This is a genomic window from Yokenella regensburgei (genome assembly GCF_051486985.1).
Taxonomy (GTDB): domain Bacteria; phylum Pseudomonadota; class Gammaproteobacteria; order Enterobacterales; family Enterobacteriaceae; genus CBFFRJ01.
Genome location: NZ_JAHVDV010000006.1, coordinates 28627 through 50174 on the forward strand (window position 1 = coordinate 28627; position 21548 = coordinate 50174).

25 protein-coding genes, 1 pseudogene and 1 riboswitch are annotated in these 21548 nt (G+C 55.3%); of the genes and pseudogenes, 9 read left to right on the forward strand and 17 right to left on the reverse strand.

Annotation, left to right across the window (positions count from 1 at the left end; all coding sequences use genetic code 11):
• Positions 1-7: 7 nt before the first annotated feature.
• The 17 genes from KXR87_RS06305 to pduF form a co-directional block, all read right to left on the reverse strand.
• Positions 8-685: an energy-coupling factor ABC transporter transmembrane protein gene (locus KXR87_RS06305; protein ID WP_437431526.1), complete on the reverse strand. Its 678-nt coding sequence runs from the start codon at positions 683-685 to the stop codon at positions 8-10.
• Positions 672-953 carry an energy-coupling factor ABC transporter substrate-binding protein gene (locus KXR87_RS06310; RefSeq protein ID WP_437431404.1) on the reverse strand — a complete coding sequence of 94 codons (282 nt, stop codon included), beginning with the start codon at positions 951-953 and terminating at the stop codon, positions 672-674. The genes KXR87_RS06305 and KXR87_RS06310 overlap by 14 nt, the downstream gene beginning before the upstream one ends.
• A 1-nt stretch (position 954) precedes the next feature.
• Positions 955-1692 (reverse strand): cobalt ECF transporter S component CbiM, encoded by a 738-nt coding sequence (gene cbiM / locus KXR87_RS06315; RefSeq protein WP_437431405.1) that lies wholly within the window; start codon positions 1690-1692, stop codon positions 955-957.
• Positions 1689-2399 (reverse strand): cobalt-factor II C(20)-methyltransferase, encoded by a 711-nt coding sequence (locus tag KXR87_RS06320; protein ID WP_437431406.1) that lies wholly within the window; start codon positions 2397-2399, stop codon positions 1689-1691. The genes cbiM and KXR87_RS06320 overlap by 4 nt, the downstream gene beginning before the upstream one ends.
• The gene (cbiK, locus tag KXR87_RS06325) at positions 2396-3190 is read right to left on the reverse strand and encodes a sirohydrochlorin cobaltochelatase (protein ID WP_437431407.1); all 795 of its coding nucleotides are present in this window, start codon (positions 3188-3190) and stop codon (positions 2396-2398) included. The genes KXR87_RS06320 and cbiK overlap by 4 nt, the downstream gene beginning before the upstream one ends.
• Before the next feature lie 10 nt (positions 3191-3200).
• Complete coding sequence (locus tag KXR87_RS06330) at positions 3201-3986, reverse strand: cobalt-precorrin-6A reductase (RefSeq protein ID WP_437431408.1); 786 nt, start codon at positions 3984-3986, stop codon at positions 3201-3203.
• Positions 3983-4708 carry a precorrin-3B C(17)-methyltransferase gene (locus KXR87_RS06335; RefSeq protein ID WP_437431409.1) on the reverse strand — a complete coding sequence of 242 codons (726 nt, stop codon included), beginning with the start codon at positions 4706-4708 and terminating at the stop codon, positions 3983-3985. The genes KXR87_RS06330 and KXR87_RS06335 overlap by 4 nt, the downstream gene beginning before the upstream one ends.
• A complete protein-coding gene (cbiG, locus tag KXR87_RS06340) occupies positions 4708-5763 on the reverse strand; it encodes a cobalt-precorrin 5A hydrolase (protein ID WP_437431410.1) in 1056 nt (351 codons plus the stop codon). Before cbiG ends, KXR87_RS06335 begins: the two co-directional genes overlap by 1 nt.
• Complete coding sequence (locus tag KXR87_RS06345) at positions 5744-6517, reverse strand: cobalt-precorrin-4 methyltransferase (RefSeq protein ID WP_437431411.1); 774 nt, start codon at positions 6515-6517, stop codon at positions 5744-5746. The genes cbiG and KXR87_RS06345 overlap by 20 nt, the downstream gene beginning before the upstream one ends.
• Positions 6510-7079: a decarboxylating cobalt-precorrin-6B (C(15))-methyltransferase gene (locus tag KXR87_RS06350; protein ID WP_437431412.1), complete on the reverse strand. Its 570-nt coding sequence runs from the start codon at positions 7077-7079 to the stop codon at positions 6510-6512. The genes KXR87_RS06345 and KXR87_RS06350 overlap by 8 nt, the downstream gene beginning before the upstream one ends.
• Entirely contained in the window at positions 7069-7674 is a 606-nt protein-coding gene (cbiE, locus tag KXR87_RS06355) for a precorrin-6y C5,15-methyltransferase (decarboxylating) subunit CbiE (protein WP_437431413.1), read from the reverse strand. The genes KXR87_RS06350 and cbiE overlap by 11 nt, the downstream gene beginning before the upstream one ends.
• Positions 7668-8807 (reverse strand): cobalt-precorrin-5B (C(1))-methyltransferase CbiD, encoded by a 1140-nt coding sequence (cbiD, locus tag KXR87_RS06360; RefSeq protein WP_437431414.1) that lies wholly within the window; start codon positions 8805-8807, stop codon positions 7668-7670. The genes cbiE and cbiD overlap by 7 nt, the downstream gene beginning before the upstream one ends.
• Complete coding sequence (locus KXR87_RS06365; RefSeq protein ID WP_437431527.1) at positions 8804-9436, reverse strand: cobalt-precorrin-8 methylmutase; 633 nt, start codon at positions 9434-9436, stop codon at positions 8804-8806. The genes cbiD and KXR87_RS06365 overlap by 4 nt, the downstream gene beginning before the upstream one ends.
• A gap of 5 nt (positions 9437-9441) precedes the next feature.
• Positions 9442-10407 carry an adenosylcobinamide-phosphate synthase CbiB gene (cbiB, locus tag KXR87_RS06370; RefSeq protein ID WP_437431415.1) on the reverse strand — a complete coding sequence of 322 codons (966 nt, stop codon included), beginning with the start codon at positions 10405-10407 and terminating at the stop codon, positions 9442-9444.
• Positions 10404-11783, reverse strand: a complete 1380-nt coding sequence (locus tag KXR87_RS06375; protein ID WP_437431416.1) for a cobyrinate a,c-diamide synthase — start codon at positions 11781-11783, stop codon at positions 10404-10406. Before KXR87_RS06375 ends, cbiB begins: the two co-directional genes overlap by 4 nt.
• Positions 11784-11884: 101 nt before the next feature.
• A riboswitch (cobalamin riboswitch) is annotated at positions 11885-12063 on the reverse strand.
• A gap of 226 nt (positions 12064-12289) precedes the next feature.
• Positions 12290-13201, reverse strand: a complete 912-nt coding sequence (pocR, locus tag KXR87_RS06380) for a transcriptional regulator PocR (RefSeq protein WP_437431417.1) — start codon at positions 13199-13201, stop codon at positions 12290-12292.
• Positions 13202-13420: 219 nt separating this feature from the next.
• Positions 13421-14233, reverse strand: coding sequence for a propanediol diffusion facilitator PduF (gene pduF / locus KXR87_RS06385; RefSeq protein WP_437431418.1), 813 nt, complete (start codon positions 14231-14233; stop codon positions 13421-13423).
• A 524-nt stretch (positions 14234-14757) separates the two neighbouring features.
• Between pduF and pduA the strand changes: the two genes are divergently transcribed.
• From pduA to KXR87_RS06430, 9 genes and pseudogenes are all read left to right on the forward strand, one after another.
• Positions 14758-15042 (forward strand): propanediol utilization microcompartment protein PduA, encoded by a 285-nt coding sequence (pduA, locus tag KXR87_RS06390; RefSeq protein ID WP_437431419.1) that lies wholly within the window; start codon positions 14758-14760, stop codon positions 15040-15042.
• Complete coding sequence (pduB, locus tag KXR87_RS06395) at positions 15039-15851, forward strand: propanediol utilization microcompartment protein PduB (protein WP_437431420.1); 813 nt, start codon at positions 15039-15041, stop codon at positions 15849-15851. Before pduA ends, pduB begins: the two co-directional genes overlap by 4 nt.
• Before the next feature lie 18 nt (positions 15852-15869).
• Positions 15870-17534, forward strand: coding sequence for a propanediol dehydratase large subunit PduC (gene pduC / locus KXR87_RS06400; protein WP_437431421.1), 1665 nt, complete (start codon positions 15870-15872; stop codon positions 17532-17534).
• 10 nt (positions 17535-17544) lie between these two features.
• Positions 17545-18216 (forward strand): propanediol/glycerol family dehydratase medium subunit, encoded by a 672-nt coding sequence (locus tag KXR87_RS06405; protein WP_437431528.1) that lies wholly within the window; start codon positions 17545-17547, stop codon positions 18214-18216.
• A 12-nt stretch (positions 18217-18228) separates the two neighbouring features.
• The gene (gene pduE / locus KXR87_RS06410) at positions 18229-18756 is read left to right on the forward strand and encodes a propanediol dehydratase small subunit PduE (protein WP_437431422.1); all 528 of its coding nucleotides are present in this window, start codon (positions 18229-18231) and stop codon (positions 18754-18756) included.
• 15 nt (positions 18757-18771) lie between these two features.
• A complete protein-coding gene (locus KXR87_RS06415) occupies positions 18772-20604 on the forward strand; it encodes a diol dehydratase reactivase subunit alpha (RefSeq protein WP_437431423.1) in 1833 nt (610 codons plus the stop codon).
• Positions 20594-20932, forward strand: a complete 339-nt coding sequence (locus KXR87_RS06420) for a glycerol dehydratase reactivase beta/small subunit family protein (RefSeq protein ID WP_437431424.1) — start codon at positions 20594-20596, stop codon at positions 20930-20932. Before KXR87_RS06415 ends, KXR87_RS06420 begins: the two co-directional genes overlap by 11 nt.
• Before the next feature lie 32 nt (positions 20933-20964).
• Positions 20965-21240 (forward strand): propanediol utilization microcompartment protein PduJ, encoded by a 276-nt coding sequence (gene pduJ / locus KXR87_RS06425; RefSeq protein WP_437431425.1) that lies wholly within the window; start codon positions 20965-20967, stop codon positions 21238-21240.
• Between the two features lie 22 nt (positions 21241-21262).
• Positions 21263-21512 (forward strand): annotated as a pseudogene (locus KXR87_RS06430) (BMC domain-containing protein); the annotation flags it as partial.
• Positions 21513-21548: the final 36 nt, after the last annotated feature.

Consider the following 21548-nt stretch of genomic DNA (forward strand, 5'->3'; position numbering starts at 1 on the left):
ACGTTCCTTACAGGTGAAAATCACCCTGATAAAGTTTGACATCCAGCGTGACGGCCAGCGCCCTGTAGCGCAGGAGCACGCGGGTAAATAGCAGGCCCACCAGCATTGACAGAGATCGGTAGCCCTGCGGCAATGTGCAATACCCAAAGCGCAGCGTCTGCGCCCGATGGATAGCCATTGCTTCTTCAAGCAGGATAAAAATAAAGCGCCAGATGAGCAGAATTTGCTCGGTCAGCAGACGCGGCACTCGTCCTTTTTGCAGTAGCACAATGAGCTGCACAAAGGGCAGATTAAGCACCAGCCAGAGGGTCGCGGCCAGAGCCGCAAGGCTGCGCCAGAAGGTGGCATTCGCCATCGCCAGCCCCTCCGGCATCACACCCAGCCAGTACGATCCCAACGGGACGCCCACCAGCAGACGGGCAGGATCAGTGGTGACGCTGAACAGGATAGTCAGCACGCCCACCAGCAAGAACGCCAGCGGGATCGCCATCCAGCGCAGCCAGCGCCAGAAAGTCATACGCAGCAACCAGCAGGTAAAAGCCGCCTGGCACACCAGCAATATCCCCTGCCCTACCGGAGGCAGGGAAAACGCCAGCAGCATCATCAACAGCCAGAACAGAAACTTGCGTTCCGGCGCGACCGTAAACCAGCGGCTCTGATAGCTCAGGCGATCAAGCCCGTTTATCATCACGCTGTCTGCCTTTCATATAACCCAGGATGTAGAAAATGACCGCGGCACCAAGAGAGCCCTGTAGCGTAAAAAGCAGGCTCTCAATTTCGCCACTGGCCGGTTCATACAGCGGCTGGAACCAGGGCTGATAATGCGGTGCGACAACCTGAATCTGACTTTCCGCTTCCCCGTCTGAGCCACCGTACTCCCCCCCGTGATTGATAAAAAACGGCAGGATCACCAGGGCTATTACCATCGCAAGTAAAATCACTGTTTTTTTCATCTTAATGTCCTTGTGCGGCAACCAGTTGCCGTTTGGTCAGTTGATCGTAAATCATGACCGTCAGTAACCCTTCTGCAATGGCAATCGGGATCTGAGTCAGGCAGAAGATGCCCATGAATTTCATGACTGAACCTGTTGCGCCAGCTTCCGGGTCCGGGAAGGCCACACCGAGCTGCACGGACGTGACAAAATAGGTCACCAGATCCGCCAGCATGGCGCATAAGAATACGCAGACATCACGGCGTAACCCGGCGCGGCAGGCCATTTTCCAGACCAGATAACCCACAACCGGGCCAATCACCGCCATCGACATGCCGTTGGCGCCAAGCGTTGTCAGACCGCCGTGGGCCAGAAGCAGCGCCTGAAACAGCAGGACGATAGCGCCAAGGATGGCCACGACGCCCGGCCCGAAGAGAATAACGGCCAGACCAACCCCCGTCGGATGCGAGCAGCTACCGGTGACCGACGGAATTTTCAGCGCCGACAGGACGAAAACAAAGGCACCGCACAGGGCCAGCAGCACTTTCTGATTGCTGTCTTCTGCCACAATCTGGCGTAACCGCACCAGCCCGTACCACAGACAAGGTAAAAACAGCACCCACCAGGCTACCGCCCACATCGGGGGTAAAAAGCCCTCCATGATGTGCATAGCAAACGCCTGCTCAGGTACCACCATGAGCAGCAAGGCCGCTGCCAGTCCGCTCAATGACAGACGTTTGAGCTGTTGTTCCTGTTTCATACTCTCTCCCACTGTTTATTCACGAGGATGGTCGAAAAATAGGGTAGTGCCTGGTCATCCTGCACCTGAGCAAGTTCCCGCCAGCACTGCTCTGCGGGTAGTGTGGCTTCCGCCATCATGATCGCCTTGTCCAGTAGCCCGACCTCGGCCAGCAACGCTTTAATGCGGGCAAAACGGCCATACACTTTCATCAGCACCAGACTTTCATGGTTCGCCAGCGCCTGTCGTATCTCCGCTTCAGGTGCGGTACAGGACACCACCGCCAGCGACTGTTGTTCCATAGCAAGCGGGATCTGGGTGCGGGCGGCGATAGCGGCGAACGAGGTCACACCCGGCACTATCTCCAGCCAGTCTGGTCGGCCAATTCGTTGCAGCAGGAACACCCAGGTGCTGAACAGCATGGCGTCCCCAAGGGTAATAAAACCAACCTGTTTGCCTGCCAGTGTTTCGGCGCGTAACGCCGCCGCCACTTCATCCCATACCGCCTCTTTTTCCGCGCTGTCACCACTCATGGGAAAATGGGTAGCGCGGATTTCAGTGTGCTCCCCCAGATACTCCCGCACGATGGAGAGGGCCAGACTGTCGCCTCCTCGTCGTCCTGCCGGCGCATAAAGCACATCCAGTTTGCCCAGTATGCGTGCGGCACGGACGGTAAGCAGATCGCTTGCCCCCGGCCCGATCCCCAGGGCGTAAAGCATGCCACTCATGCGGCTTCCTCCAGTTGTTGGTCCAGCGCCTGATGCAGGTGTGAGACAAACATCGCGCGAATATCACTGTTCTCACCCAGCCCCTGTAACCACGGGGTGGCGCTAATGCCGACACGCTCAAACTGCGTTTTCCAGGACTCCTCATCGTCAGATGCCATATCGTTGATGGCATGATCCCCGGCCACCAGCATCAAGGGCATCAGGTGCACCGCGCTGATACCCTCACGGCGTAGTCCATCGATGATGACGTCTATTTCCGGGTAGCTTTCTACTGCCCCGACCCGTGCCGGGAAGCGATGCGCGGCCATCATGTGGTCAAGGCAGGCATAAGCGGCGAAGGCATGGTGGCTGGCTCCGTGTCCCATAAAAACGACCTTTTCGCCGTCAGCCAGCGCAGGCATCTGGCGGGCCAGCGCCTGCATCAGCTGCATATAGTCGTCATGACCACTGAGCAGCGGCGCGCCGATGACCATGCGACTGAAGAGGTGACGTAAGGTCTGCACTTCACGAACGATTTTTTCGTATTCATCGCCATTAATGATATGCAGAGACTGAATGGCGACATCCTGATAACCCTGCTCCGCCAGTTTTTGCAGCGCCTGTAAAGGGGTATCAATGTGCAGGTTATCGCGCTGCTTCAGCTTGCGAATGATCATCCCGGAGGTAAACGCCCGGAACAGGGTACGATCCGGGCAGCTCGCGGCCAGATCGCGCTCGCACGCCACAATGTTTTTTTCACACGTGTCGTGATAACTGGTACCAAAACTGATAACCAGAAGGGCTTTTTTCATAGTGTTATCCTCACTCTGTGGCGAGCCAGCGCCCTAATCGTTGCGCAAAGGCCTGCTGGCTTTCCAGTAACTCATCTCCCGACACCGCAGGCGCCGGGCGGGTAATCACGATGCAGGGGATACCGGCATCAAGGCATGGCTCTACTTTTTCCCGGTATCCACCTTCAGCGCCGGAGGCTTTGGTTATCACCACATCGGCCCGGCACTGGCGGTAAAACGCGGCGTTAAACTCGGCGCTGAAGGGCCCGCACATGGCGTAAATCTCCGTCACGCCAAAGCCGCTTTCGGCACACTGCACCATCACATCAGCCACCGGCAGCACGCGGGCAAGCAGGGTTTTCTCAGCCAGCCCTGCGCGCCAGCGTGCTAAATCTTTACTGCCGGTGGTCAGAAGTACGCGTTGGCCAAGCCCCTTTGCCACTTCACATGCCGCTTCCAGGGTCGGCACTTTGTGCAGCAACGGATGTATAAGACGTTCGAGCTGGTCCGGGCGCTGGTAGCGACTCAGGAGCACCTTAACCTGCTGGCAGGCGCGGGTGAGGGTATCGCTGACCACCTCGGCATAGGGATGAGAGGCATCCACCACCCAGCGCGTCTGGTTCTCGGTAAGCCACGTCACCATGGCGTCAAAGTCCATTCGTCCACAGCGCACTTCGCCCCCGATCTCGCCCGCCAGGTGCTGCCCGGTAGGGGTTGCAACCGACAGGGTGTACTTCACCCCGGCGGCGTCCAGTTGCTGGCATATCAGGCGCGCATCGCTGGTGCCGCCCATTACCAGCACCTCTCCTGCCCTCACAACTCGTAGCCCCGTGGGGTAATCATCAGGCCATCAGCGATATAGGTGGTTTTGTTGCCCACAATCACCAGACTGGTCATGTCTACAGGTTCAAAGTCCATCTCACCCAGAGTGGTGAGCCATTTTTCCTCTTTTTTACGCCCGGCGGATTTCACCACCCCTACCGGCGTTGCGGCGCTTTTGCTGGCAGCCAGCAGTTCAAAAGCGCGGGCCAGATGGCCTTCACGCCCCCGGCTGCGCGGGTTGTAAAAACAGATAACAAAGTCCGCTTCACCCGCTGCGATAATGCGTTTTTCAATCACCGGCCACGGAGTAAGCAGATCGCTGAGGCTGATATGGCAGAAATCATGCATTAACGGTGCCCCCAGCAGAGCAGCGGCAGCGATACTGGCGGTCATGCCAGGGATCAGGCGAACCTCCACATCGAGTTTTTGTTTGCTCACCAGTTCCAGTACTAACCCTGCCATGCCATAAATGCCGGCATCACCGCTGCTGATAAGCGCCACGTTTTTTCCCGCCTGTGCCAGTTCGATCGCCGCCTGGCAGCGTTCGATCTCTTTGCACATGCCGGTTTTGATCACCTGCTTGTCGCCGGTGAAGGATTTCACCAGGTGAGTGTAGGTTTTGTATCCCACAACGATTTCTGCAGCCTGTAAGGCTTCGATCGCTTCCAGGGTCATCATGGCCTGTGAGCCAGGGCCAATTCCGATTACGCTTAACATCAGTGTGCTACTCCCAAAGTAATAGTGACGCCCTGCTCGCGCAGGGTTTCGCCCACCAGTTGCCCGTGACTCATCAGCCAGGCTGCGGGACCGGAAACGCTGCCCACACCAGTTGTCTTTCGGACAAATTCAGACGCCGGGAAGCGATGTTCATGCTGACGCAGGGCGTCAGCGCTAAAAATTTCGAACGGCACGCGCAGATGTTGCGCCAGCTGCGTGAGGGCTTTTTCATGCTCTTTTAAGGTGATACTGCCGATGGCTCGTAGCGCCAGAGGATCAAGCGCGTGGGCCGCCAGCTGGCGGTTGAGCAGGGTTGAAACCACCGAATACGGGGTATCGCGGCGACAACCGATTCCTGCTATCACCCGCCGGGGGACCAGTTTGAACACTGGCACCGCAAGCTCCGGTAAAGCTGCCTGCACCGTCACACACACCAGTGCGGTCAGGTCGGGTAACGCGTCCAGCGAGTCCACAGGGATAAAGCCACGTGTGTCGCAGCGGGCGACCTCAGCGCGTAACGCGTTGTCACACCACAGGCCGATGCGTTTGCCGCTGACCAGCCAGTGGTTGATGGTCTTTACCCCGGTGCGCAGATCCTCCATCCGCGCATCCAACTGACAGGCGAGGGTATCCAGCGCAGCCAGATCGTTCACGTCCGTGGCGGTAGTGATAACAGGGTCCGCCCCCAGCACACCTGCCAGGTAACGGGCAAGCTCGTTAGCGCCACCAAAATGGCCGGAGAGGAGACTGATCACATGCTGCCCGCGCTCATCAATCACGATCACCGCCGGATCGCTGAATTTGTCATTGACCAGCGGTGCCAGTACCCGCACGGCGATACCAGTCGCGCCAATAAACACCAGCGCCGAATGTTCGCTGAAGGCGCTACGCAGGGCGCTGGCAAATCCACCATCAAAAGGTACAAAGCCCTCTTCCAGTAACTTTTCACTGGTGTAACAGGTCATCGGCAGCGCCAGTTTCAGTTGGTTTGCCAGTGCAACGCCGCCGGGCGTCAGGCAAAACAGAGCGATGGATTCAGGCTTTACGGTATTCATGGCTAAAGTCCGCTGCATAAAGACGTGAGTAGTGGTACTCCTCGCCAAGAAATGCGCCAACGAGGATCAGAGCCGTTTTGCGGATCCCGGCGTCGCGCACTTTGTCCGCAATATCCGCCAGCGTGCCGCGCACGGTCTGGCTTTCAGGCCAGGTGGCTTTATAAATCACCGCAACGGGCGTGGTAGCCGGGTAACCCCCTTCAATCAGCCGCTCTGCCACGCGGTTAATGCGCTGCACGGAGAGGTAAATCGCCATTGAGGTCTGATGGCTGGCAAAAGACTCCAGCTGTTCCAGTGGCGGAACCGGCGTGCGCCCTTCCAGGCGGGTGATGATGAGACTTTGCGACACTTCCGGGACGGTATATTCCACCCCCAGTTCCGCCGCCGCCCCAAGGAACGCACTTACACCGGGCACGACCTGCCAGGCGATGCCGCGAGCGGTCAGCACTTCACCCTGCTCACGCACTGACCCATAAAGCGACACATCACCGGTTTGCAGACGCACCACCACTTTTCCGGCTTTCACACCCGCTTCCATCAGGTCGATAATCTGCTCCAGATGTAGCCCCGCACTGTCGTGGCACTCCGCGCCCGGCGAGCAGTAGTCGAGTAGCTCAGTATTGATGAGCGACCCGGCATAGATAACGACCTGCGCCTGTTGCAATAAGCGGTAGCCTTTGAGGGTGATCAGTTCGCGATCCCCCGGCCCCGCGCCAACAAACCAGACGGTTTGTGCATTAAATTGTTCAGCCATGAAACGCTTCCTTCTCGCAGGAAATCACAAAAACAGGGTTATTTGGTCTGAAGTAGTGACCGCAACCGAGCGGGTTCAGGAGCGAGACCTGGATCTGCTGGCAGTCCAGCGCCGCAACCTTGCAGGTGGCGAGGTGACTCAGCGCCGCGCTCAGGTTCTCTTGTAAAATAAAGGTCATTACCAGGCGTCCACCGGGAACCAGTTGCGCCAGCGACCAGTCAATCAACTGGGTCAGATTGCCCCCGCTGCCGCCCATAAACACCGCATCCGCAGGCTGCTCAACAAACAGCGGAGCCACACCTGAAACAATCGCAATATTGCGACAGCCAAAATGCTGGCAATTCTCCTCCAGTAGCCCCAACGCCGCCGGATTGCGTTCGATGGCGGTGATCTGCAACTGCGGGTAACATACCGCCGCCTCGATGGAGACGCTGCCGGTCCCGGCACCGATGTCAATCAAATGGCGCGCCCTTGCGAGATCCAGACGGGACAGCGCCAGCGCGCGAACCACTTCTTTGGTCATCGGCACGCTTTCACCACGTAAAAACTGTTCATCTTTCATTGAGGATCACCACCACGTTCATTTCATACTGCGCACTGACGTCATGGGCCTTTAGCCAGTGGATGCGCTCATTTTCCATACCCAGGTTTTCGCCGATAACCAGCCAGCGCTCGCCGGCCCCCCGTGCGGTCAACGCCGCCGCAATTTCCCGTGGCCCACACCGGGAATCGGTGACCATTGCGGTTTTGCTGGAACGGACCAGGGCGTCCACATCCACCTCACGCCCGTGGGAGCTGGTCAGCCACATCTCGTTCATGTCGATTCCGGTTCTGGCACAGAGGTACTGCACGGCGCTGATGCCTGGAATGATGCGCACCTGGTCGATGCCGAATTCCATGACCAGCCGTTTGCCGATACCGTAAAAAAGCGGATCGCCGGAAGCGACCACCACCACGCGTTGCTCCTGGCGGGCCGAAATCCACTGCATCAGGCCCGCAATATCTGCATCGAGGAGGCGGCGTTCTCCGCTAAAGTCTGGAAATTGCGCCAGGTGGCGCTTACCGCCTACCAGCACCTCCGCCCCGGCGATAGCATCAAGGGCCATCGGGGTCATTAACGCCAGCGTTGCAGGCCCCATTCCGACGACGGTCAGCATCGCAAATCCCCCACAATTGCCTCGAATGGCCGATTCGTGCCGAGGATCTGGTTATCAAACGAGAACATAACGGCATCACACTGGGGTGGATTTTTCGTAAAACGCAGGTTGAGCATGACGCGCTGACAGATGCGCTGTGCCAGATGGTTATAGAGATGGCTGAATCCTGCGGCATCGATGTGTTCCATCGCCGCTTCGGTAGTGTCGCATTCGCTCACCTGCATGAGCAGCGGGTGCGGGGCGCCAAGCAGGGCCAGATGCGCCACCAGGGTTTCCATGCGCGCATCGGCAATATGGCTGTGCGTGTGGAAGATACCGGCGGCAATTTTTACCAGCTTGCCCGGATGTCCGATGAGGACAATCTGCCTGTAGCCCATGCGCACCGCCTCTTCGATCATAAAACCGACGAAGTTGCTCATGGTCACCACGATGTCGCCCGGTAAGCCCATCTGTTCGCGCACGAAGCGCTCACCATGATTACCTGGCACCAGTACCACCCGCTCCAGACCGGCTTCTCGTTTCATTTCCATTTCCAGCGACAGCGAGCGTTTCCAGCTCTCTTCTGACATCGGTGTGACAATGCCGGTAGTGCCGATGATGGAAATGCCACCGAGGATACCAAGCCGGCTGTTGTAGGTTTTCTTTGCCCGCTTGTCGCCCTCCGGGGCAAAGATTTCTACTTGTGCCCCGCGCGATGGGCCAATAACTTCGCGTACAGCCGCTTCAATGGTCTGACGCGGCGTGCGGTTAATGGCAGCACTGCCGATGGGTAAGCCGATACCTTTGCGGGTGACCCTGCCTACGCCTTCACCGCCGGACAGCGCAATTTCGCCGCTGTCGTTCAGGCTCACGCGGGCAAAAATCAGCATACCGTGGGTGGCATCAACGTCATCCCCCCCGTCTTTACGAATAGCGGCAACAGCCTGCTGCCCTTCGATATGCGGAGATTCCACATTCAGACGTAGCGTGACGCCTGACGGGGTGACAATCGACACCTGGTGAATAATGTGCTGGCGCAGCACCATCAGCGCGGCAACTTTTGCTGCGGCGGTCGCGCAGGAGCCCGTGGTGTAACCCTTACGCAGCGCCTTGCCGTTGTGCCATACCGGAGTGTCGAACGTCTCTTCGCTCATTCCGCCTCCCGCAGGCTATAAAGAAATGCATTAACGATGGCCGCTGCGACGTTGCTGCCCCCCTTGCGGCCCAGTGCCGCAATGGCGGGCAGTCCACTCTCCACCAGCGCATCTTTGGATTCCGCCGCGCCGACAAATCCTACGGGTACGCCCACGATGCCTCTCACCTGTGCTTTTTGCTCCAGTAAGCGGAACAGTGCCGTTGGCGCATTACCAAAGATGAAGACTTTTTCCCCACTCTCGGTCAACGCCAGATCGACTGCGGCCATCGAGCGTGTGATGCCGTTTTCTTTGGCAACCTGTACCACGCGCGGGTCACTGATGTAACACTTCACTTCCCCCCCAAACGTCGCCAGCAGCGTTTTGTTTATTCCGGAAAGGGCCATGGTGGTGTCGGTATAGAGGGTGCAACCGCATCGCAGCGCGTTGCTCAGATTGTCCAGCGCGTCCGGGGAGAACCAGAGAATATCGAGCCAGTCGAAATCAGCGGTGGTATGAATGACGCGTTTTATGATGGCTTCGTGCAGTGGGCTGGCAAAACGGTAATCAGGCCGCGTGTCGCGAATGATGTCGCCAATAATGACAAAGCTTTTGTCTTCAATGGCCTGGGGTTGCTGTAAGTAATCCATCGTTTTCATATCAATGCTGCTCCTGCCAGCATAACGTGCGTAAGCGCAAACAAGATCAGCGCCAGCGTGGACGCCACCCACATCAGGCGGATGGTGTGCGTGATGTCCTCCACCGTGATGGTGCGCAGGTCATCACCAATCCAGGGCTTCTCCACGCGTTCACCGAAATAATCATTGGGGCCACCAAGACGCACCCCCAGCGCACCGGCCACACTGCCCTCCGGCCATGCGCAGTTGGGGCTGCTATGGTTTCGGCGATCGCGCCAGCCCACATGCAGCGCCCTGGCCGCGTTCAGTCGGCAGAGCCCGGCAGCCAGGCTCAGCAGCAGCCAGCTCAATCGCGCCGGAACAAAGTTGGCGACGTCGTCAAGGCGCGCGCTGACCATGCCAATAGCACGGTATTTTTCATGCTTGTAGCCGACCATCGAATCCAGGGTATTCACAGCTTTGTAGGCCATTGCCAGCGGCGCACCGCCCAGTAAGAGGAAGAACAAAGGGGCAATAACGCCATCAACCGTGTTTTCAGCCACGGTCTCCACCACCGCGCGGGTAATTTGCGGTGATTGCAGCTGCGAGGTATCGCGCCCCACAATCCACGAGAGCTTTTCCCGGCTTTCGCTTAAGGTGCCGTGGCGTAGTGCCCGCTCCACCTCACGCGCCGCGTCGTCCAGGCAACGGGCCGCCAGCAGGGTGTAGATCATCCACACCTCCACGCACCATCCGAACCAGGGGTGAATGAGGGTGGCGAGCTGTAATCCTCCCCAGGCGACAGCCCAGGTGACACCGACCACGACCAGCCACATTACCCCTCCGCCAATGCGCAGAGCGGTATCGGAATGGCAGAACCGGCGAACGATATGCTGTGTAAGCGTGATCAAGGTGCCAATCCAGCGCACCGGATGCGGCCAGTGCGCAGGGTCGCCCAGCCAGCGGTCCAGAAGCCAGGCCACGCCCCAGGCCAGGATCGTCATACCGCGCTCCTTGCGGCCTTTATCCAGCGGTTAAGCATTTGCGGGCGCTGGGCAAAATGAACGTGCAGGTAGCTGGCGTACGTGTTACCCACCTGCCAGCCACCCTGCCATTTCGCCAGTACTGCATTATCCCGCCTCTTCTGGCAGTCCATCACGGCTTCATGAACGGGGGTAAAATCGGAGTAGTGGAATTCATGCCCGCGCAGCGTTTCACCTTCATCCGCCAGCAGCGTTGGCTGGCGGGCGGTGGCTTCGCAGTAGCCAAAGCGGGTCAGTCGTTTGCCCATCTCGCTGTGACCGGGGATGACGCCCGCCAGGGTATGCATCTGGCCTTCGGCATCACGCAGGGAGGAGCCCAGATACATCAACCCGCCGCACTCCGCGTAAATGGCGACACCACGATGATGTGCATTGCGAATGGCTTCCAGCATGAGGGTGTTAGCCGCAAGCGCGCGAGCATGCAGTTCCGGATAACCTCCGCCAAGCCACAGCATCTGGCACTCCGGCAATTCTGTGTCATGAAGCGGGCTGAAGCGGACAATAGTCACGCCAGCGTTTTTCAGCAGTTGCAGGTTATCCGGGTAGTAGAAATTGAATGCTTCATCATCAGCGAGGGCAAGGGTTAATCCTGCCCCGGCATCCCGGGCAGGGAGCGCAGGCCACTCTCCTTGTGGCAACGTGTCGAGCGCCGTTAACGAGAGGAGTGTGTTGATATCAACCGTTTGCTCCAGGCGCGCGGCGAAATCCTGCCAGGCCTGAGCGTCAACCATCGACTCCCGGGCGGTCACCAGCCCAAGATGGCGTTCAGGTAATACCACCCCGGCGCTGACCGGGATATATCCCAGCACGGGAATACCACAATAGTGCTCAATGGCCTGTTTAAGCAGATGGTAATGGTTGTCGCTGTTAACACGGTTAACAATCGTGCCAACGATGCGTACTTTCGGGTCGAAATGCTGGAATCCCATCACCGTGGCCGCAACGGAGGTAGAGACCGCTTTGCCATCCACCAGCAGAATAACCGGCACGCCAAGTTGTTTGGCCAGTGCCGCACTACTGCAATAATCGGGGTCAACGCCATAGCCGTCATACAGCCCCATTACCCCCTCAATCACCGCCACATCAGTATGTTGCATCTGCTGGCTGAACAGCGCATTCAGGGTGGAGTCGGGCAGCATAAAACTGTCGAGGTTACGGGAGGGGATGCCGGTAATCGCCGTATGCCAGGCGGTATCGAGGTAATCGGGTCCTGCTTTAAAAGGTTGCACCCGCATGCCGCGCTGTTGTAAGGCCCTCAGCAAACCGAGCGTGACGGTGGTTTTCCCACAGCCGCTGCCGGTTCCGGCAAGAATAAAGGCACAACGCTTGTCAGACATCCTTTAAAACCCCGTTAAGGGTGGAAAGGCTGCGTCGGGATGCGCGTGGTCCCAGTGCTATGACTGTACGCGTCTCTGCAACCGACTTCCCACCGAAGTTGTTGAGTGTCACCTGTCAGGTCGGTCTTCTGGCTTAGCGTCATCCTCGCCCGTCCTTCCCGACCCTAAGGTCAGTGGTCTATACGGGGTTGTCGGCATCACAGCAGCGGGGGCTGCGGGGGAGTCTCACCCCCTTCCCTGCCACAAATAGTTGTGGCGAACCTGATGGCTTCATTTTCACGCTTCACCCGATACCACGATATAAGCTCAGGTGAAACGGCAATTTTGCCCTGACTGCAATCTATCGCATCAGGGAAATAAAAACTGGTTGAGTTTATCTTTATGGATGCAATATTTTGTTGCGCTATAACAATTTATTGCGATGCAATATCTTCAAGCCCTTATCAGAACAGCAATTCAGACCATTTCATTACCTTCATCAACAACAAAAAATTGTTCCTGGAAAGTTAATCGCTGTCACCATTCGCATTATTTTGCAGGCGAAAGACCTGCGGTGTGACCTGATAAGTCTGACGAAACACTTTGCAAAAATAGCTGGTTTGAGAAAATCCTAAATTGCGGGCAATACTGGCAATGCTCCAGTCGCTATGACACAACATCTCTTTTGCACTGGCCATTCTCTGCCGATTCACCCAGGCATTAAAACCAATACCCTGATATTTCTTGAACAGTTTGCTGAAATAATAAGGGCTGAGGTAGACATGGGCGGCCACATCCTCAAGACGAAGTTCGTCAGAAAGATGGGCATCGATATAGCGGAGCGCCTTTTTCATCTTACTGTCGTGAGGACCCTGATTACGACTCGTTTTTCCCGCTTCCGGGGATGGCTGCTGATCTTTGATGACGACAAAATTAAGCTGTTTCTTAAGGCAGTTTTCAACGATGAGTTTCAGCAAATCCGCGGACGCCATTACCCGTGAATAGTCCATTTCGGGCACATTACGAAATTCATCCATCAATTTCTGATCGGTTTGCCAGCGGTCATCTGCATTGAGAATATTGATTAACTCCACGCTCTCTCCTTCCCGTAAGCGCACCTGCCCGCACAGCACAAATCCTACGAGGTGACCTGCGATAACAAGGGGAATGGAGAAATCCGTTAATCCCGCATGACAGCGATATATGCAGGGCTGATTTGATTTCGAAGCTTCAAAACCACCGCAGCGATCGCTCATGCGACACCGGGCGCTATGTTGCGGATTCTGCCGCATCAGCTGGCAAAAGGGGGTGAAATTAAAAAGCTCGGAAATTTCTTCGCCGTGGATATTAACGACAACAACGGCCAGACCGGTGGCTTGTGCAAAATCCTGGGCGATTTTATTAATGAGTTCCGAGTTGAGGGCACTCGCAGAAATCATGATAAAACCTCTCAGTTAATTTTAATTTATTGTTATAAAAAACCAGTTCGTTTACAGCTTTTTAATGTTGCTGGTTAATTGTCAACAAGTTAAGCCGATAAACTCAATGCAAGATAACAAAAGTCTCCCATCCCTGGGAGACGATTTCTTACGTTCGTGAAAGCAGATCACGAAATAAATTTTTAACGTTGCTTTAACGGCGCGGAATATTACCCCTCATTATGAGTGCTCTTTTTCCTCTAACGTACAGAGATTACAGGGCAAATTTTTGCCAATAAGGTAGCGATAACATGCGGCACCACCGCAGGCACCCATTATCGGGGCAATAACAGGCACGAGGAAGTAAGGGATATCCCGCCCGCCAGTAAAGGCAATGTCGCCCCAGCCTGCGAAGAAGAGAAAAAGTTTAGGACCAAAATCGCGGGCCGGGTTCATGGCAAACCCTGTCAATGGCCCCATAGAGGCTCCAATCACCGCTACAAGTATCCCAATGAGTAATGGCGCAAGCGGGCCCCGCGGCACACCGTTACCATCATCCGTTAATGCCATGATCATACACATCAGGATAGAGGTAATCACAATCTCAACTAACGCAGCTTCCCATACGCTTAATGCGGCGGCAGGATAGGTGCTGAACAAGCCTGCTAACTGCAGGCTCTCAGTGCTTCCACGAACCAGGTTATGTGCAGCTTCATATTCCAGAAAAACATTATGGTAAAGCAGATACGCTATAGCCGCGCCGCCAAACGCGCCAGCCACTTGCGCCACGATATACGGCAGGACTTTACGCGCCGGAAAACAGGCAAAAAGCCATAACGCGATAGTAATCGCCGGGTTTAAATGTGCGCCTGATATCGCTGCGGTCAGGTAGACTGCCAGGGAGATTCCAAGCCCCCAGATTATGCAGATTTCCCATAGCCCCAGTGATGCGCCGGCAACTTTCATGGCGCATAAACAACCAATACCAAAAAACAAGAAAAGCCCTGTGCCTAAAAACTCGGCGATGCATTGCGCCTTAAGTGAATCATTCATGTGTCACCTTCCAGGTAGAGTCGCTTCTCACCAGCACGCCTGAAGCTGGCAGCAGAGTACAACGTCGCACACTATAGAAATGTGTTATTAAAAAGTGTTGGCAACCTCGCAGACAAAACACCAAAAAAATCGCCTGTCAGTAACATTATTTTGCTATTAAAAATAGCGTTAAAGGGTGCAATGCCTCTTATTTACTGAATATGACTACGATTATTAAATAACAAATTATTGTTATTTTGAATGCAGAGTTTTACAGCCTTGCTCACAAAAAATGCTCGCACGCGCAAATAACACAACATTTGAAGCCTGTCATTCTAAAAAATAAAAATATGAAAATGCGTTTGCAAAAATTTGGCATGCCTGAATATTTAAATAAACCATAAAATTCAATGCATTAAAAATATCCAAGACAATTATTTAGCCTGAATAACCCAGGAAGTTTCGCCGGTAATTCCAAGTCAGCCATTCTTTTTCTTCGCTTATTTGTATATTCAAAAAATCAGGGCAACCCTATCGAGGTCTTTATGCAACAAGAAGCATTAGGAATGGTGGAAACCAAAGGTTTGACGGCGGCAGTTGAAGCAGCTGATGCAATGGTTAAATCCGCAAATGTCATGTTAGTAGGCTACGAGAAAATAGGTTCTGGTCTGGTAACAGTGATTGTTCGCGGTGATGTGGGTGCCGTGAAAGCGGCAACGGATGCAGGCGCTGCTGCTGCCGCTCAGGTGGGAGAAGTGAAAGCCGTACATGTTATCCCGCGTCCCCACACTGATGTAGAAAAAATCTTACCCAAGGGAATTAGCCAATGAGTAGCAATGACCTGGTGGAACAGATCATGGCGAAGGTGATTGCCAAAGTTTCTGCACCGACATCACAGGCCACCCCCACTGTAATCCATCCCATACGAGAGACGGCTATGGCAGAAAAAAGCTGCAGTTTAACGGAATTTGTCGGCACAGCGATCGGCGACACGGTTGGTCTGGTTATCGCCAACGTTGACAGCGCGCTACTGGACGCAATGAAGCTCGAAAAACGGTATCGCTCCATAGGCATTCTTGGTGCACGCACCGGGGCAGGTCCACACATCATGGCGGCCGATGAAGCGGTAAAAGCCACCAACACTGAAGTTGTCAGCATCGAATTACCCCGTGATACCAAAGGTGGCGCTGGTCATGGTTCATTGATCCTCCTTGGCGGGAATGATGTCTCCGACGTTAAACGCGCCATTGAAGTTGCACTCAAAGAGCTCGACCGCACCTTTGGCGATGTGTACGCCAACGAAGCGGGTCACATCGAGATGCAATACACCGCCCGCGCCAGCTATGCCCTGGAAAAAGCCTTTGGCGCTCCTGTTGGCCGGGCCTGCGGCGTGATTGTTGGTGCACCGGCCTCTGTCGGCGTGCTGATGGCTGATACCGCGCTGAAGTCCGCCAATGTGGAGGTGGTGGCATACAGCTCCCCTGCCAAAGGGACCAGCTTTAGTAACGAAGCCATTCTGGTCATCTCGGGTGACTCAGGCGCCGTTCGTCAGGCCGTTATCTCTGCTCGCGAAATCGGTAAAACCGTGCTGGGCACCCTGGGTTCTGAACCGAAAAACGACCGCCCATCCTACATCTGATAACAGAGAGGCTGTTTCATGAGATCGAAAAGATTTGAAGCGCTGGCGAAACGCCCTGTTAACCAGGATGGTTTCGTGAAGGAGTGGATTGAAGAGGGCTTTATTGCAATGGAAAGCCCCAACGATCCTAAACCTTCTATTCGCATCGTCGACGGTGTCGTTACTGAATTAGACGGCAAACCCGTCAGCCAGTTTGACCTGATTGATCATTTTATTGCCCGCTACGGTATCAATCTGCAGCGTGCAGAAGACGTAATGAAAATGGACTCCGTGAAGCTTGCCAATATGCTTTGCGATCCGAACGTCAAACGCAGCGATATTGTGCCGCTGACCACCGCCATGACCCCAGCGAAGATAGTGGAAGTGGTGTCGCACATGAACGTGGTTGAAATGATGATGGCCATGCAAAAAATGCGTGCGCGTCGTACCCCATCCCAACAGGCGCACGTGACTAATGTGAAAGACAACCCGGTTCAGATTGCCGCGGATGCAGCCGAAGGCGCCTATCGCGGGTTTGACGAGCAGGAAACCACGGTTGCCGTCGCACGCTACGCCCCTTTTAATGCTATCGCGTTACTGGTGGGTTCACAGGTGGGACGTCCCGGTGTATTAACCCAGTGTTCTCTGGAAGAAGCCACGGAGCTTAAGCTTGGCATGCTGGGCCACACCTGCTATGCCGAAACAATTTCCGTCTATGGCACCGAGCCTGTCTTTACCGATGGCGATGACACCCCCTGGTCGAAAGGTTTCCTTGCCTCTTCCTATGCCTCCCGCGGTTTGAAAATGCGTTTTACCTCCGGCTCCGGCTCCGAAGTGCAGATGGGTTATGCCGAAGGCAAATCCATGCTTTATCTCGAAGCGCGTTGCATTTACATCACAAAAGCTGCGGGGGTACAGGGTCTGCAGAACGGCTCCGTCAGCTGCGTTGGTGTTCCTTCAGCCGTACCGTCCGGTATTCGCGCCATCCTGGCAGAGAACCTGATTTGTGCCGCGCTGGACCTGGAGTGCGCATCCAGTAACGACCAGACCTTCACTCACTCAGACATGCGCCGTACCGCACGTTTGCTGATGCAGTTCCTGCCAGGGACCGACTTCATCTCCTCAGGTTATTCCGCCGTTCCAAACTACGACAACATGTTCGCCGGGTCGAACGAGGATGCTGAAGATTTTGATGATTACAACGTCCTCCAGCGCGACCTGAAAGTGGACGGTGGTCTTCGTCCGGTACGCGAGGAAGACGTCATTGCCATCCGTAATAAAGCGGCGCGCGCGCTGCAAGCTGTCTTCGCCGGCATGGGACTGCCGCCCATCACCGATGAAGAAGTCGAAGCGGCAACCTACGCCCACGGCTCGAAAGATATGCCGGAACGTAACATCGTTGAAGACATCAAGTTCGCGCAGGAGATCATCAATAAAAACCGTAACGGCCTCGAAGTGGTGAAAGCGCTGGCAGAAGGCGGCTTCCGCGATGTTGCGCAGGACATGCTTAACATCCAGAAAGCCAAGCTAACCGGGGACTATCTGCATACATCCGCCATCATCGTCGGTGATGGTCTGGTGCTCTCGGCGGTGAACGATGTCAACGATTATGCCGGTCCGGCAACAGGTTATCGCCTGCAGGGTGAACGCTGGGAAGAGATCAAAAACATCCCGGGCGCACTCGATCCGAACGAATTGGGCTAAGGGGTGAATGATGGAAATTAATGAAAAGTTACTGCGCCAGATAATCGAAGGCGTGCTGTCGGAAATGCAAACCAGCGACAAACCGGTGTCGTTTAGTGCTGCACCGGCCACCCCGGCAAAACTCGCCACGGGTAGCGAAAGCAGTTTCCTGACCGAAACCGGTGAAGCGAAACCAGGCACCTTACAGGATGAGGTGATCATTGCCGTCGGGCCAGCCTTCGGACTCTCTCAGACCGTGAATATTGTGGGCTTATCGCACAAAAGTATTTTGCGTGAAGTTATCGCAGGTATTGAGGAAGAAGGCGTTAAAGCACGTGTTATCCGCTGTTTCAAATCGTCTGATGTCGCATTTATGGCCGTGGAAGGCAACCGTCTGAGCGGCTCCGGTATCTCCGTCGGGATCCAGTCCAAAGGCACGACGGTTATCCACCAGCAGGGACTGCCCCCGCTCTCAAACCTTGAGCTGTTCCCGCAGGCCCCCTTGCTGACGCTGGAAACGTACCGCCAGATTGGCAAAAACGCGGCGCGTTACGCCAAGCGTGAATCACCACAACCTGTGCCCACGCTTAATGACCAGATGGCGCGTCCGAAGTATCAGGCCAAGTCAGCCATTCTGCATATCAAAGAAACAAAATTCGTCGTGACGGGTAAAAACCCGCAAGAGCTGCGCGTTGCGCTTTAAAAGGATAACACCATGAATGCTGATGCAATTGAATCAATGGTTCGTGATGTGCTTAGCCGGATGAACACTCTGCAAGGGGCGACGCCTGCTGCAGCAGTCGCTCCGCCTGCGAGCGAAACGGCACATCAGGCAAAGGTTAGCGATTATCCGCTGGCGAATAAGCACCCTGAATGGGTCAAAACATCAACCAATAAGACCCTTGATGAACTGACGCTCGACAACGTGCTGAGCGGCAAAATCACCGCCCAGGATATGCGTATCACCCCTCACACGCTGCGTATTCAGGCATCGATCGCCAAAGATGCCGGTCGCGACCTTCTGGCGGTGAACTTTGAGCGCGCGGCGGAACTCACGGCCGTGCCGGATGACCGCATCCTTGAAATCTACAATGCCCTGCGCCCTTATCGCTCCACTCAACAAGAGCTGCTGGACATCGCTGAGGATCTGGAAAGCAGGTACAAAGCAAAAATTTGTGCAGCGTTTGTTCGCGAAGCCGCTGCGCTGTATGTCGAGCGTAAAAAGCTCAAAGGTGACGATTAAATACAGGGATGATTTATGCGTTATATAGCTGGCATTGATATTGGAAACTCATCAACCGAAGTGGCGCTTGCCGTAAAAGATGATGCGGGCACGTTAAAGATTGTGAGCAGTGCACTTGCTGAAACCACCGGCATTAAAGGCACGTTGCGCAATGTGTTTGGTATCAAAGAGGCACTCAACCGTGTGGTTGAAGGGGTCGGTATCTCTGTCAGCGATATTTCGCTTATCCGTATAAATGAAGCAACACCGGTAATTGGTGACGTGGCGATGGAAACCATAACGGAAACCATCATCACGGAATCCACCATGATTGGTCACAACCCCAAAACCCCAGGCGGTATTGGTCTGGGGGTTGGTATTACCATCACGCCGGCGGAACTTCTCACTCATCCGGCGGAACAGCCATACATCCTGGTCGTTTCCGCTGATTTTGATTTTACTGATGTGGCAGAGATGGTGAACGCTGCCTCAAAAGCCGGTTACCAGATCAACGGCATCATCCTGCAACGGGATGATGGTGTGCTGGTCAGTAATCGTCTCGATCGAAAGATCCCTATCGTGGATGAAGTTTTATATATCGAACGTATTCCGCAGGGCATGCTGGCGGCCATTGAAGTAGCAATGCCGGGCAAGGTGATTGAAAACCTCTCTAACCCTTATGGCATAGCGACCGTATTTTCATTAAGCGCCGATGAGACGCGCAACATCGTGCCTGTAGCACGAGCGTTGATTGGCAACCGCTCCGCAGTGGTCGTCAAAACCCCCTCAGGAGATGTGAAAGCACGATCCATTCCGGCCGGAAACATTGAGCTTATCGCCAAAGGCAGAACGTGGCGTGTTGATGTTGCCGCCGGAGCCGATGCCATCATGAAAGCGGTGAATGAGTGTCCGGCGCTGGATAATGTTACCGGTGAATCCGGTACGAATATCGGCGGTATGCTTGAGCACGTTCGCCAGACGATGGCTGAACTGACCAACAAACCGAGCAGCGAGGTCTTTATCCAGGATCTGCTGGCCGTCGATACCGCGGTTCCCGTCAATGTAACCGGCGGCCTGGCCGGAGAATTTTCACTGGAGCAGGCAGTGGGAATCGCCTCCATGGTCAAATCAGACCGTCTGCAGATGGCCATGATCGCTCGTGAAATTGAACAACAGCTGCATGTCGATGTGCAGGTTGGCGGCGCAGAAGCCGAAGCGGCCATATTTGGCGCTCTCACTACGCCGGGCACATCCAGACCTCTGGCTATTCTTGATTTAGGCGCGGGCTCAACCGATGCCTCCATCATCAACCCTCAAGGGGACATTACCGCCACCCATCTCGCGGGAGCCGGGGACATGGTCACCATGATCATCGCCCGGGAACTGGGCCTTGACGATCGCTATCTGGCTGAAGAGATCAAAAAATACCCGCTGGCGAAAGTAGAAAGCCTCTTCCATCTGCGTCATGAAGACGGCAGCGTACAGTTCTTTCCCGAACCACTCCCGCCCACTGTGTTCGCCCGCGTCTGCGTCGTGAAACCAGACGAGCTGGTGCCTTTACCTGGTGACCTGGCGCTGGAAAAGATCCGTTTGATTCGTCGCAGTGCGAAAGAGCGCGTTTTCGTCACCAACGCTCTGCGTGCACTACGCCAGGTTAGCCCGACCGGCAACATTCGCGATATCCCCTTTGTCGTGCTGGTTGGCGGCTCTTCGCTCGATTTCGAAATACCGCAGCTGGTGACCGATGCTCTCGCCCATTACCGACTGGTTGCCGGACGCGGCAACATTCGCGGCGTTGAAGGTCCACGTAACGCCGTAGCCACCGGCCTCATTCTCTCCTGGCAGAAGGAGTTCGCTGATGGAAATTAATCAGGACAGCCCGGTGATAGTGATAACGGCACTGTCGGAGTGCCAGTCGCTCTGGCAGGAAGTGCTGTGGGGTATCGAAGAAGAAGGTATTCCCTGGCGCTGGCAGCAGGCCTCCGGCGTGGACGTTGTTGCCCATGCATGGCAGGCAGCCAATCAGTCGGCGCTGCTGGTCGGCGTAGGCTGTGACAATGAAAAACTGGTGATCCACTACCGAAATTTACCTGCATCAGCGCCGCTTTTTTGCCTGATGCGTCATGAAGATCTCCAGTCCCGGCGAGCCGCGGGTAACAACGCCGCCAGACTGGTTAAAGGGATACCGTTCAGGTAACCCCGTTTATCCATAAACAGGAGAATCGCAGTATGAACAATGCATTGGGACTGGTCGAAACGAAAGGTCTTGTAGGGGCAATTGAAGCCGCTGATGCGATGGTGAAATCCGCCAACGTGCAGCTGGTGGGATACGAAAAAATTGGCTCAGGTCTGATAACCGTTATGGTGCGCGGAGATGTGGGCGCAGTAAAAGCGGCCGTAGACGCAGGTGCAGCTGCGGCCAGTGCGGTGGGTGAAGTGAAATCAAGCCATGTGATCCCGCGTCCGCATAGCGACGTCGAAGCCATTTTACCTAAATCAGCCTGACAGGCAGTCAGAGGAGCACAGCGTGAAGCAATCACTGGGGTTACTTGAAGTTAGCGGTCTGGCACTGGCCATCAGTTGCGCGGATGTTATGGCGAAAGCCGCTTCCATCACGCTGATTGGTATGGAAAAAACCAATGGTTCCGGCTGGACCGTTATCAAAGTTACCGGTGATGTGGCCTCTGTTCAGTCGGCCATCATCACTGGTGCACATTTTGCCAGTGCGCGGGACGGGCTGGTAGCGCAGAAAGTTATCGCGCGGCCTGCAGAGGGTCTTTTGCCAGCGGCACCAGAGGCCGCCCTCATCGCCG